Raw genomic sequence first — 13,048 nt, forward strand, 5'->3', positions numbered from 1 at the left:
ATGAGCACGTTCGACTTCCTGCTGCAGGGCCTGACGGTCGCGACCGACCCGGTGATCCTGCTTTATGCGCTGATCGGGGTTCTGCTGGGCACCGCTGTCGGCGTGCTGCCCGGCATCGGGCCCGCGCTGACGGTGGCGCTGCTGTTGCCGGTGACCTACGGGCTTGACCCGGCGGGGTCGCTGATCATGTTCGCGGGCATCTACTACGGCGGGATGTATGGCGGCTCGACCACCTCGATCCTGCTCAACACGCCGGGGGAAAGTGCCTCGATCGTCACCGCGCTGGAGGGCAACAAGATGGCCCGCGCCGGGCGCGGCGGGCCTGCACTGGCAACGGCGGCCATCGGGTCTTTCGTCGCGGGGCTGATCGCCACGCTGCTGCTGGCCTTTCTGGCGCCCCATGTCGTCAAGCTGGCGCTGGTGTTCGGGCCGCGCGAGTATTTCGCGCTGATGGTGCTGGCCTTCGTCACGGTGTCTTCGGCCTTCGGTGACAGCACCTTGCGCGGGCTGACCTCATTGTTTCTGGGGCTGGCGCTGGCCTGCATCGGCATCGACAGCCTGACCGGGCAGGCGCGCCTGTCGTTCGGCGTGCCGCAACTGCTGGACGGGATCGAGGTCACCACGCTGGCCGTCGCAATGTTCGCGGTGGGCGAGGCGCTGTTCGTCGTGGCGCAGGGGCCGGGGGTCGATGACAAGGTTCTGGCGGTGAAAGGCTCGATCTGGATGAGCCGGGCCGACTGGGGGCGGTCGTGGAAGCCCTGGCTGCGCGGCACCGCCATCGGCTTTCCCATCGGGGCGATGCCTGCTGGCGGCGCCGACATTGCCAGCTTCCTGTCCTATGCCACCGAAAAGCGGGCGTCGAACCACCCCGAGCAGTTTGGCCACGGCGCCATCGAGGGCGTCGCCGGGCCCGAGGCCGCAAACAACGCCGCTGCGGCCGGCACGCTGGTGCCGCTGCTGACGCTGGGCCTGCCCACCACGGCCACGGCGGCGATCATGCTCGCGGGGTTCCAGCAGTTCGGGCTGCAACCGGGACCGCTGCTGTTTGCCACCAACCCGACTCTGGTCTGGGGGCTGATTGCCAGCCTGCTGATCGCCAACGTGATGCTGCTGGTGCTGAACCTGCCGCTGATCGGGCTGTGGGTGAAGCTGTTGACCATCCCGCGCCCCTGGCTATACGCGGGCATCCTGACCTTTGCCACGCTGGGCACCATTGGCGCCAACCCGTCGTCGGTCGAACTGGGGATGCTGCTGATCTTCGGCGTGCTGGGCTACATGATGCGGCTTTACGGCTATCCCATCGCGCCGATCGTGGTGGGGCTGATCCTGGGGCCGATGGCCGAACAGCAGTTGCGCCGGGCGCTGGCCATCGCGCAGGGCGACGTGACGACGCTGGTCGCCTCGCCCATCGCGGCCTCGATGCTGGCGCTGGCGGCGCTGGCGCTGATCGTGCCGCTGGTGCTGCGTGCCCGGGGGCGGGGACAGGTGCTGCGCCAGATCGCGGGCGACGAGGACTGATGCACCCGCTGCATGGCGGGAATGCGGGGTTCCGCGTTGTGGCGGCGTGCAAGGAAGGCCACGTTGGTTGGGTCACAGCCGTGGCGCAACCCGAGGCTTACAATGCACGCCGTTCTTTCCCGCCCGCTTTCCATTCTGGCCGAATGTCTCGACTTGCTGACCGCATCGGTCGCGGTTTCTGCCAGCATCCGGTCGCACCACCGCCCGCAGGCGGTCGACCTTGCCCGGCTGGGCATCACCGATTTCAGCGTCCGGCTGTAAGCCTCACACCACCGGCAGGTAGCTGCCGCCCATCGCCACGATCTCGCGGTGCAGGCGCTGTGCCGCGGGGCCAAGCGTCAGGTCGGCGGGCTGCACCAGAAACCAGTTGCGCACCACCGGCAGGCCGGGCGCATCCAGTTGCACGAGGCGGCCGAAGGCCAGCTCGTCGGTGACGGTGTGCAGCGACATGAAGGCGATGCCGAGCCCCGCGATCACCGACTGCTTGATGGTCTCGTTCGAGCCCATCTCGGTCAGGGTCACCGCCTGCCCATCCCCCAGCCGGTCCAGATAGCGCGCCATCAGGATGCGCGTGCCCGAACCTTCCTCGCGCGCGAGGAAGGTCTGCGCCAGCAGATCCGATGCGGCGACGGCCCGCCGTGACGCCAGCGGGTGGTCGGGCGGCGCCACGATGCCGTGCGGGTGGGGGCCAAGCTGGGTGGCATGAACCGCAGGCACCCGCGGCGGCCGCCCCATGATCGCCAGATCGACGCCATGGCGCGCCAGGCCGTCGATCACCGATTCCCGGTTGCCGACCCGCAGCGTGATCTTGATGTCGGGGCATATCTCGCCCAGCCTCCGCACGAGGCGCGGCGCGAAATAGCGCGCGGTCGAGACCACGCCCAGCGTCACCTGACCCACCTTGCCCTCTGACAGCGCCTGGATCTGCTCGGCACATTGCGACAAAATGACATCGATCCGCCGCGCTGCCGTCAGCACCGCCAGCCCGTCCAGCGTCAGGCCGGAGCCTGCTGAATCGGCGCTGCGCTGCAGCAGAACGCGCTGAAAGGCAGCCTCCAAGTTCTTGATCTGGCTATGGATTGCCGGCGGGGTCAGCCCCAGCCGTTCCGCCGCTGCCGTAAGGGAACCGGTTTCGGCAATCGCCGTCAGGCTGCGCAACTGTTTCAGGGTCAGGGTGTCTAGTCGGATCATTAGATTATCCTGAATGCAATTTCAGAACTATTAAATTTCATTTAAGACCGATTCCCGCAAGTGTGCCGCCAAGCTGATGCATGGGAGGTTACAACGTGCAGCACGAAGACACGGCTCTGCCGGTCGCGGGCATACCCGAACAACTCTATACCGTGATGTGCCGGATTGCAGGCATTTCTGCAGAGGTCGCCATGCGTATCGCACGCGGCGGCATCGACGAGGACCTTTCGGGGGCCATGGGCGTCAACTCCGACGGCGACGGCCAGAAGGCGCTCGACGTGATCGCCGACGACGCCTACCGGCTGGCGCTGGCCGATACCGGTGTGCGCTACTACGCCTCGGAAGAACAGGAAACGGTTGTCGAACTGAACCCGGCGGGCACGCTGGCGCTGGCGATCGACCCGCTCGACGGGTCGTCCAACATCAACGCCAACGTGTCGATCGGCACGATCTTCGCAATCTACCCCGTGGCCGACGGCCCCGAGTCCAGCTTCCTGCGGCCCGGCACCGAATTGCTGGCGGGCGGCTATGTGATCTACGGGCCGCAGGTCGCGCTGGTGGTGACATTCGGCGCGGGGGTGCTGAAATACGTGCTCGACCCGCGCGAGCAGGAATGGGTGCTGGTGGAACGCGACATCAGGGTGCCGGACGAGTCGACTGAATTCGCCATCAACGCCTCGAACTACCGGCACTGGCCGTCGCCGATCCGCGCCTATGTCGATGATTGCGTGGCCGGGGCCGAAGGGCCGCGCGGGCGCAACTTCAACATGCGCTGGGTCGCCTCGCTGGTGGCCGAAACCCACCGCATCCTGACGCGCGGCGGCGTGTTCCTGTATCCGCGCGACAACCGCAAGGGGTATGAACACGGCCGCCTGCGGCTGGTCTACGAATGCGCGCCGATTGCCTTCGTCATCACCCAAGGCGGGGGCGGGGCGACCGACGGCACCGACCCGATCCTCAAGGCCGTGCCGGAAAAGCTGCACGGACGCACGCCCTTCATCTTCGGCTCTGCGTCGAAGGTTGCCCGCATCGCCGCCTATCACGATCTTCCCGACCACGAGACATCTGCCCTGTTCGGCAAACGTGGCCTGTTCCGGAGCTGACATATGAGCAAGAAACACCCCATCATTTCGGTTACCGGGTCGTCGGGGGCGGGCACCTCGACCGTGAAGCACACGTTCGACCAGATCTTCCGCCGCGAGAGGATCAACGCCGTGTCGATCGAGGGCGACGCCTTCCATCGCTACAACCGCGCCGACATGAAGCGCGAACTGGATGCACGCTACGCGGCGGGCGACCCGACCTTCTCGCATTTCTCGTATGAGGCCAACGAGCTGGGCGAGCTGGAGCGGGTGTTCCGCGAATATGGCGAAACCGGCAAGGGCCGCAGCCGCCACTATGTCCACGACGCCGCCGAATCCGAGAAATATGGCGTGCCTCCCGGCCATTTCACCGAATGGGCGCCGTTCGAGGATGGCTCGGACCTGCTGTTCTACGAAGGGCTGCACGGGTCGGTGGTCAATGACGAGGTCAACATGGCGAAACTGGTCGACCTCAAGATCGGCGTGGTTCCTGTGATCAACCTCGAATGGATCCAGAAGATCCACCGCGACCGGGCGCAGCGCGGATATTCCACCGAGGCGGTGACCGATGTCATCCTGCGCCGGATGCACGCCTATGTGCACTGCATCACCCCGCAGTTCACCAAGACCGACATCAACTTCCAGCGCGTGCCGGTGGTCGATACCTCGAACCCGTTCGTGGCGCGCTGGATCCCCACCGCCGACGAAAGCCTGGTCGTGATCCGGTTCCGCGAGCCGCGCGGCATCGATTTCCCCTACCTGACCAACATGATCAACGGGTCGTGGATGAGCCGGGCAAACTCGATCGTCGTGCCGGGCAACAAGCTTGACCTGGCGATGCAGCTGATCCTGACCCCGTTGATCGAGCGGCTGGTCCGCGACAGCAAGCGCGCCTGAGGAGGGTGACATGAACGCAGGACTTCCCCCCGCCGACGAGCGCATGATGGCAAACGCCATCCGCGCGCTGGCGATGGATGCGGTGCAGAAGGCGAACTCCGGCCATCCGGGGATGCCGATGGGCATGGCTGACGTGGCGACGGTGCTGTTCAACCGCTTCCTCACGCTTGACCCCGCGGCGCATGACTGGCCCAACCGCGACCGCTTCGTGCTGTCGGCCGGGCATGGCTCGATGCTGATCTATGCGCTGAACCACCTGCTCGGCTATTCCGACATGGGGATGGACCAGCTCCGCGCCTTCCGGCAACTCGGCAGCCGCACCGCAGGCCACCCCGAATATGGTCACGCCATGGGGATCGAAGTCACCACCGGCCCGCTGGGGCAGGGCATCGCCACCGCGGTCGGCATGGCTCTGGCCGAACGGATGGCCGCGGCGCGTTACCCCGACCTGATCGATCACTACACCTACGTCATCGCAGGCGACGGCTGCCTGATGGAAGGCATCAGCCACGAAGCGATTGATCTGGCGGGGCATCTTGGCCTTGGCCGCCTGATCGTGATGTGGGACGACAACAGGATCACCATCGACGGCGACACCGAGCTTTCGACCTCGACCGACCAGCTTGCCCGCTTTGCCGCCTCTGGCTGGCATGTGCTGGCGGTGGACGGTCACACCCCGCAAGAGGTGGCAGACGCCATCGAGGAAGCCCGCGCCGACCCGCGCCCCAGCCTGATCGCCTGCCGCACGGTGATCGGCTTCGGCGCGCCCAACAAGCAGGGCAGCCACGACGTTCACGGCGCACCGCTGGGCGACGCCGAGATTGCCGCCGCCCGCGCCTTCCTCGCCTGGGAACATGCACCGTTCGAGATCCCCGCGTCGGTCTATGCGGCCTGGGGAAAAGTGGCCGCGCGTGGTGCCGAGGCGCGCAAGGCATGGGCCAAATCCCTTGCCGCCTCGCCGTCGCGCGCGGCCTTCGAAACCGCGCTGGCGGGCGACGTGTCGGCGCTGACCACGGCGATGGCCGCCTACAAGGCGCAGTTGCTGGTCGACAAGCCCAAGGTCGCCACGCGCAAGGCCAGCGAAATGGCGCTGGGCGTGGTGAACGCGGCGCTGCCCTTCACGGTGGGCGGCTCGGCCGACCTGACCGGATCGAACCTGACCCGGTCCAAGGGGATGAAATCGGTGACCAAGGCCGATTATTCCGGCACCTACATCCACTACGGCATCCGCGAGCACGGCATGGCAGCGGCAATGAACGGCATAGCACTGCACGGGCTGTTCAAGCCCTATGGCGGCACGTTCATGGCCTTTGCCGACTATTGCCGCCCCGCGATCCGCCTTGCGGCGCTGATGGGGGTGCCGGTGACCTATGTCATGACGCATGACAGCATCGGTCTGGGCGAGGACGGCCCGACGCACCAGCCGGTCGAACATCTGGCAAGCCTGCGGGCGATCCCGAACCTGAACGTCGTCCGCCCCTGCGACGTGGTCGAAACCGCCGAGGCCTGGGAAATGGCGATGGCCTCGACCTGCACGCCGACGCTGCTGGTGCTGTCGCGGCAGAACCTGCCGCTGGTGCGCAGCGACGTGACCGAGAACATGACGGCCAAGGGCGCCTACACCCTGCGCTGGCAGGCCGACCGTGACGTGACGCTGATCGCCACCGGCTCGGAGATCGAGATTGCCCTTTCAGCCGCCGACGCGCTGGCCGAGGCGGGCATCATGGCGTCGGTGGTTTCGGCCCCCTGTTTCGAGGCTTTCGCGCAGCAGCCCGACCCCTACCGCGCCGACGTGCTGGGCGAGGCGCCGCGCATCGGCATCGAGGCCGCCATCCGCCAGGGCTGGGACACGCTCTTGCGCCATACCGATGGCTTTGTCGGCATGACCGGCTTTGGCGCCTCGGCCCCGGCCCCCGCGCTTTACAAGCATTTCAACATCACCGCCGAGGCTGTCACAGAACTGGCCCGGAAACTGACGAGGAAGTAACCCGAATGACTGTGAAAGTTGCCATCAACGGCTTTGGCCGCATCGGTCGGAACGTGCTGCGCGCCATCATCGAATCCGGTCGCACCGACATCGAGGTGATCGCGATCAACGATCTGGGGCCGGTGGAAACCAACGCCCACCTTTTGCGCTTCGACTCGGTGCACGGCCGCTTTCCCGGCACCGTGACCACCGGGGCGGACTGGATCGACGCCGGGCGCGGGCCGATCCGCGTCACCGCGATCCGCGACCCGAAGGACCTGCCGTGGGATGATGTCGACATCGCGATGGAATGCACCGGCATCTTCACCGCCCGCGACAAGGCCGCCTTCCATCTGGCGAATGGCTCAAAACGCGTGCTGGTGTCGGCCCCGGCCGACAATGCCGACAAGACCATCGTGTTCGGGGTCAACCACGACACGCTGACCGCCGCCGATCTGGTGGTTTCGAACGCCTCCTGCACCACCAACTGCCTGTCGCCGGTCGCCAAGGCGCTGCACGACGCCATCGGCATCAAACGCGGCTTCATGACCACGATCCACAGCTATACCGGCGACCAGCCGACGCTGGATACCATGCACAAGGATCTGTATCGTGGCCGTGCCGCCGCGCTGAGCATGATCCCGACCTCCACGGGTGCCGCCAAGGCCGTGGGTCTGGTGCTGCCGGAGTTGAAGGGCAAGCTGGATGGCGTGGCGATCCGGGTGCCGACGCCCAACGTCTCGGTGGTCGATCTGGTGTTCGAGGCCAGCCGCGCCACCAGCGTGGAAGAGGTCAACGCCGCGATCCGCGCCGCTGCTGACGGGCCGATGGCGGGCGTTCTGGGCTACACCGACCAGCCCAACGTCAGCACCGATTTCAACCACGACCCACATTCCTCGGTCTTCCACATGGACCAGACCAAGGTGATGGACGGCACGATGGTGCGGATTCTGAGCTGGTACGACAACGAATGGGGCTTTTCCAACCGCATGGCGGATACCGCCGTCGCGATGGGCAAACTGATCTGAACGGAGGCCGCTATGGCACTGATAACGCTGAGACAACTTCTTGACCACGCGGCAGAGCATTCCTATGGCGTGCCCGCCTTCAACATCAACAACATGGAACAGGGCCTGGCGATCATGGAGGCGGCGAAGGCCGTCGACGCGCCGGTGATCATCCAGGCGTCGCGCGGGGCGCGGTCCTACGCCAACGACATCATGCTGGCGAAGATGATCGAGGCGCTGGCGGCGATCTATCCCGACATTCCGCTGTGCATGCACCAGGACCACGGCAACGACGAGGCCACCTGCATGTCGGCGGTGAAGCATGGCTTCACGTCGGTCATGATGGACGGCAGCCTGATGGGCGATGCCAAGACCCCCGCAAGCTATGACTACAACGTCGAGATCACCGAGCGCGTCGCGTCGATGGCGCATTGGGTGGGCGCGTCGGTCGAGGGCGAACTGGGCGTGCTGGGCAGCCTTGAGACCGGCGAGGGCGAGGCCGAGGACGGCCACGGCGCCGAAGGCAAGCTTGACCACAGCCAGCTGCTGACCGACCCCGATCAGGCGGTGGATTTCGTGACCCGCACCAAGGTCGATGCCCTGGCAATCGCCTGCGGCACCAGCCACGGCGCCTACAAGTTCTCGCGCAAGCCCGATGGCGAGATCCTTGCCATGGGCGTGATCGAGGCGATCCACAAGAAACTGCCCAACACCCATCTGGTGATGCACGGCTCGTCCTCGGTGCCGCAGGAATTGCAGGACATCATCAACGAATTCGGCGGTGCCATGCCGCAGACCTTCGGGGTCCCGGTCGAGGAAATCGTGCGCGGCATCAAGATGGGCGTGCGCAAGGTCAACATCGACACCGACTGCCGCATGGCGATGACCGGCCAGTTCCGCCGCATCGCGATGCAGAACCCGAAGGAGTTCGACCCCCGCAAGTTCCTCAAACCCGCCATGGACGCGATGCGCGATCTGTGCCGGATGCGTCTGGAGGCTTTCGGAACGGCAGGGAATGCCAGCAAGATCAAGGTCATTCCGATGGATGACATGGCGAAACGCTACGCGAGCGGGGCGCTCAATCCTGCGGTTTCCGCCGCGCAGGCTGCATGAAAGGGAGACGTGCAAATGGCTGACGACGCAAAGACGGAAATCAAGGGCAAGGCCCGATACAAGTCGGGCGTGCTGAAATACGCCCAGATGGGCTACTGGGATGCCGATTACGAGCCGAAGGATACCGACATCCTCGCGCTGTTCCGCATCACGCCGCAGGAAGGCGTGGACCCGATCGAGGCCGCCGCCGCCGTGGCGGGCGAGTCTTCGACCGCGACCTGGACCGTGGTCTGGACCGACCGTCTGACGGCCTGCGACCAGTATCGCGGCAAGGCCTACCGGGTCGATCCGGTGCCGGGCACGCCGGGGCAGTATTTCGTCTACATCGCCTATGACCTGATCCTGTTCGAACCGGGCAGCATCGCCAACCTGACCGCCTCGATCATCGGCAACGTGTTCAGCTTCAAGCCGCTGAAGGCGGCCCGGCTGGAGGACATGCGCTTCCCGGTGGCCTACATCAAGACCTACAAGGGCCCCTCGACCGGCATCATCGTGGAACGCGAACGGCTGGACAAGTTCGGCAAGCCGCTGCTGGGCGCCACCACCAAGCCGAAGCTGGGGCTTTCGGGCAAGAACTACGGCCGGGTGGTCTATGAGGGCCTGAAGGGCGGGCTCGACTTCATGAAGGACGACGAGAACATCAACTCGCAGCCCTTCATGCATTACCGCGACCGGTTCCTTTACGTGATGGAGGCGGTGAACCTGGCCTCCGCCCAGACCGGCGAGGTGAAGGGCCACTACCTCAACATCACCGCCGGCACGATGGAGGAGATGTATCGCCGGGCAGAGTTCGCCAAGCAGCTTGGTTCGGTCATCGTGATGGTTGACCTGATCGTGGGCTGGACCGCGATCCAGTCGATTTCGGAATGGTGCCGCAACAACGACATGATCCTGCACATGCACCGCGCAGGCCACGGCACCTACACGCGCCAGAAGAACCACGGGATCTCCTTCCGCGTCATCGCCAAGTGGCTGCGTCTGGCAGGGGTGGACCACCTGCACGCGGGCACCGCGGTGGGCAAGCTGGAAGGCGACCCGATGACCGTGCAGGGCTATTACAACGTGCTGCGCGAACAGAAGAACCTCGTCGACCTGCCGCGCGGCATCTTCTTCGAGCAGGACTGGGGCGACATGCTGAAGGTCATGCCGGTGGCATCCGGCGGCATCCATGCGGGCCAGATGCACCAGTTGCTCGACCTGTTCGGCGACGACGTGGTGCTGCAGTTCGGCGGCGGCACCATCGGGCACCCGATGGGCATCCAGGCCGGGGCGCAGGCCAACCGCGTGGCACTGGAAGCCATGGTGTTTGCCCGCAACGAGGGCCGCAACATCGCGGTCGAGGGGCCGGAGATCCTGCGCTCTGCCGCCAAGTGGTGCAAGCCGCTGGAGGCCGCGCTGGATGTCTGGGGCTCGATCACCTTCAACTACACCTCCACCGACACATCGGACTTCACCCCGATGCCGTCCGTCAGCATGTGAGGAGACATACCATGCGTATCACCCAGGGCTGCTTTTCCTTCCTGCCCGACCTGACCGACGACCAGATCACCACCCAGGTGGAATACTGCCTGCGCAAGGGCTGGGCGATCGGGGTCGAATATTCCTATGACCCGCATCCGCGCAACATCTTCTGGGAGATGTGGGGCCACCCGATGTTCGACCTGCAGGACGCCAAGGGCGTGCTGATGGAACTGGCCGACTGCCGCAAGGCCCATGGCGACGCCTATATCCGCATCAACGCCTTCGACAACACCCGGGCGGTGGAATCGGTTACGATGAGTTTCATCGTCAACCGGCCGGAAAACGAAACGAAGTTCCGCCTGATGCGGACCGAGGTGGACGGGCGCGCGATCCGCTATACCTCGATCACCGGCTGAGCTCCGGCGGAAAGGCCGGGGGGCTGTCTGCCCCCCGGACCCCCCGAGGGTATTTGGACCAATGAGAATGCAGGAAAATGAGGTTGCCATGACGGATGCCGCGCCGATCACCGTGGACCTGCGGGCCGAGTATGAAAACTCGGGCGTGCGCGAGGTGCTGGAGGAGCTGGACCGCGAGATGATCGGGCTGGCCCCGGTCAAGCAGCGCATCCGCGAGACGGCGGCGCTGCTGCTGGTGGACAAGGCGCGCAGGACGCTGGGGCTGGCGCACGAGACGCCGACGCTGCACATGAGCTTCACCGGCAATCCGGGCACCGGCAAGACCACGGTCGCGCTGAAGATGGCGGGGCTGCTGCATCGGCTGGGCTATGTGCGCAAGGGGCATCTGGTCAGCGTGACGCGGGATGATCTGGTCGGGCAATACATCGGCCACACCGCGCCCAAGACCAAGGACGTGCTGAAGAAGGCGATGGGCGGGGTGTTGTTCATCGACGAGGCCTATTACCTGTATCGCCCCGACAACGAACGGGACTACGGGCAGGAGGCGATCGAGATCCTGTTGCAGATCATGGAGAACAACCGCGACGACCTGGTGGTGATCCTGGCGGGCTATGCCGACCGGATGGACAAGTTCTTTGAATCCAACCCCGGCTTCCGGTCGCGCATTGCGCATCACATCGAGTTTCCCGACTATACCGGCGACGAGCTGGAGCAGATCGCCGAGCACATGCTGGCCGACCAGAACTACACCTTCACGCCGGGGGCCAAGGCCGCGCTGGCGGAATACATCGGGCTGCGCCGGGGCCAGCCGCATTTCGCCAACGCCCGCTCGATCCGCAACGCGCTGGACCGGGCGCGGCTGCGGCAGGCGAACCGGCTGTTCAGCGCCGATGCGGGGCCGCTCGACGCGGCGGCCCTGTCGACGATCGAGGAATCCGACATCCGCGCCAGTCGCGTGTTCCGGGGCGGCCTGGACAGCGAGCGCAAGGGAGACTGACATGACCTTCAACCGAGACATGACCTTCAACCGGGCCATCAAGATCGCGCCCTCGATCCTGTCGGCCGACTTCGCCAATTTCGGGCTGGAATGCGAGGCCATCGAGGCGCAGGGCTGCGACTGGGTGCACGTCGACGTGATGGACGGGCATTTCGTGCCCAACATCACCTTCGGCCCGGCGACCTGCGCCGCGATCCGGCCGCACATCAAGGGCGTGATGGACGTGCATCTGATGATCGCGCCGGTCGACCCCTATATCGAGGCCTTCGCACGCGCCGGGGCCGACGTGATCTCGGCGCATCTGGAGGCGGGGCCGCACATCCACCGCACCTTGCAGGCGATCCGCGGCGCGGGCTGCAAGGCGGGGCTGGCGATCAACCCCGGCACCGGCATCGACGCGGTGGCGCATCTCTTGGACATGGTGGACCTGTTCTGCATCATGACGGTGAACCCCGGCTTCGGCGGGCAGAAGTTCATCATGAGCCAGATCGAGAAGGTGCGCTCCTTGCGCGCGATGATCGGTGACCGTCCGATCCATATCGAGATCGACGGCGGCGTGACGCCGGAAACCGCGCCGCTGGTGGCGGCGGCGGGGGCGGATGTGCTGGTGGCGGGGTCGGCGGTGTTCAAGGGCGGCTCGGTCGCCGACCCTGCGCCCTACGGGGCGAACATCCGGGCGATCCGGGCGGCGGCGGAAGCGGCACTTGCTTGAGGCGCTGATCTTCGATGTGGACGGCACGCTGGCCGAGACCGAAGAACTGCACCGCCGTGCGTTCAACGAGACCTTCGCGGCGGCGGGGCTGGGGTGGCACTGGAGCCGGGACGATTACACCGCGCTGCTGACCACCACCGGGGGCAAGGAACGGATGGCGCGGTATGTCACCGAGCAGGGCGGCGACTTGGGCGCGCTGCCGCTGGCTGCACTTCATGCCGACAAGACCGCGCGCTATGTCGCGCTGATGGCCGGGGGGGCGATGGCATTGCGCCCCGGCATCGCGGAGCTGATCGCCGGGGCGCGGGTGGCGGGGCTCAAGCTGGCCGTGGCCACCACCACCAGCCCGGAAAACGTCGATGCGCTGTGCCGGGCGGTGTTCGGGCAGGCGGCGGGGCGGGTGTTCGACGTGATCGCCGCTGGCGACATGGTGGCGGCGAAGAAGCCCGCGCCCGATGTCTACCTGCTGGCGTTGCAGCGGCTGGGGGTCGCGCCCCAGCGTGCCGTGGCGCTGGAGGATTCGCGCAACGGGTTGCGGGCGGCGCTGGCGGCGGGCTTGCCTTGTCTGGTGTCGCCCGGTGTCTATACTGTGGCAGAGGATTTCACTGGTGCTGCGGCAGTCATGCCCTGTTTCACCGAACTGGGCGGGCTGGCGGGGATCACCGCGCGGCTGCCCCAAGGAGCTTGA

The 13,048-nt window shown here is 66.0% G+C and carries 13 protein-coding genes; 12 read left to right on the plus strand and 1 reads right to left on the minus strand.

What is annotated here, in order from left to right:
* Entirely contained in the window at window positions 1-1,518 is a 1,518-nt protein-coding gene (locus RNZ50_11160) for a tripartite tricarboxylate transporter permease (GenBank protein MDT8855561.1), read from the plus strand.
* Between the two features lie 102 nt (window positions 1,519-1,620).
* On the plus strand, window positions 1,621-1,779 hold the full coding sequence (locus RNZ50_11165) for a hypothetical protein (GenBank protein MDT8855562.1): 159 nt from the start codon (window positions 1,621-1,623) through the stop codon (window positions 1,777-1,779).
* A 3-nt stretch (window positions 1,780-1,782) separates the two neighbouring features.
* Here RNZ50_11165 and RNZ50_11170 read toward each other — a convergent pair whose 3' ends face one another.
* Window positions 1,783-2,709 (minus strand): LysR family transcriptional regulator, encoded by a 927-nt coding sequence (locus RNZ50_11170; protein MDT8855563.1) that lies wholly within the window; start codon window positions 2,707-2,709, stop codon window positions 1,783-1,785.
* 155 nt (window positions 2,710-2,864) lie between these two features.
* On the opposite strand from RNZ50_11170, the gene RNZ50_11175 reads away from it, so the two are divergent.
* The 10 genes from RNZ50_11175 (at window position 2,865) to RNZ50_11220 (ending at window position 13,048) form a co-directional block, all read left to right on the plus strand.
* A complete protein-coding gene (locus RNZ50_11175; protein MDT8855564.1) occupies window positions 2,865-3,812 on the plus strand; it encodes a class 1 fructose-bisphosphatase in 948 nt (315 codons plus the stop codon).
* A gap of 3 nt (window positions 3,813-3,815) precedes the next feature.
* The gene (locus RNZ50_11180) at window positions 3,816-4,688 is read left to right on the plus strand and encodes a phosphoribulokinase (protein ID MDT8855565.1); all 873 of its coding nucleotides are present in this window, start codon (window positions 3,816-3,818) and stop codon (window positions 4,686-4,688) included.
* A 10-nt stretch (window positions 4,689-4,698) separates the two neighbouring features.
* Window positions 4,699-6,675, plus strand: a complete 1,977-nt coding sequence (gene tkt / locus RNZ50_11185; protein MDT8855566.1) for a transketolase — start codon at window positions 4,699-4,701, stop codon at window positions 6,673-6,675.
* 5 nt (window positions 6,676-6,680) lie between these two features.
* Window positions 6,681-7,682, plus strand: a complete 1,002-nt coding sequence (gene gap, locus RNZ50_11190; protein MDT8855567.1) for a type I glyceraldehyde-3-phosphate dehydrogenase — start codon at window positions 6,681-6,683, stop codon at window positions 7,680-7,682.
* A 12-nt stretch (window positions 7,683-7,694) separates the two neighbouring features.
* The gene (gene fba, locus RNZ50_11195; GenBank protein MDT8855568.1) at window positions 7,695-8,774 is read left to right on the plus strand and encodes a class II fructose-bisphosphate aldolase; all 1,080 of its coding nucleotides are present in this window, start codon (window positions 7,695-7,697) and stop codon (window positions 8,772-8,774) included.
* A gap of 15 nt (window positions 8,775-8,789) precedes the next feature.
* Entirely contained in the window at window positions 8,790-10,253 is a 1,464-nt protein-coding gene (locus tag RNZ50_11200) for a form I ribulose bisphosphate carboxylase large subunit (protein MDT8855569.1), read from the plus strand.
* 11 nt (window positions 10,254-10,264) lie between these two features.
* Entirely contained in the window at window positions 10,265-10,651 is a 387-nt protein-coding gene (locus tag RNZ50_11205; protein MDT8855570.1) for a ribulose bisphosphate carboxylase small subunit, read from the plus strand.
* Between the two features lie 88 nt (window positions 10,652-10,739).
* Window positions 10,740-11,648, plus strand: a complete 909-nt coding sequence (gene cbbX / locus RNZ50_11210) for a CbbX protein (GenBank protein ID MDT8855571.1) — start codon at window positions 10,740-10,742, stop codon at window positions 11,646-11,648.
* 19 nt (window positions 11,649-11,667) lie between these two features.
* Window positions 11,668-12,360: a ribulose-phosphate 3-epimerase gene (gene rpe, locus RNZ50_11215; protein MDT8855572.1), complete on the plus strand. Its 693-nt coding sequence runs from the start codon at window positions 11,668-11,670 to the stop codon at window positions 12,358-12,360.
* Window positions 12,353-13,048, plus strand: coding sequence for an HAD family hydrolase (locus RNZ50_11220; protein MDT8855573.1), 696 nt, complete (start codon window positions 12,353-12,355; stop codon window positions 13,046-13,048). Before rpe ends, RNZ50_11220 begins: the two co-directional genes overlap by 8 nt.

Source organism: Paracoccaceae bacterium Fryx2 (assembly GCA_032334235.1).
GTDB lineage: Bacteria > Pseudomonadota > Alphaproteobacteria > Rhodobacterales > Rhodobacteraceae > JAVSGI01.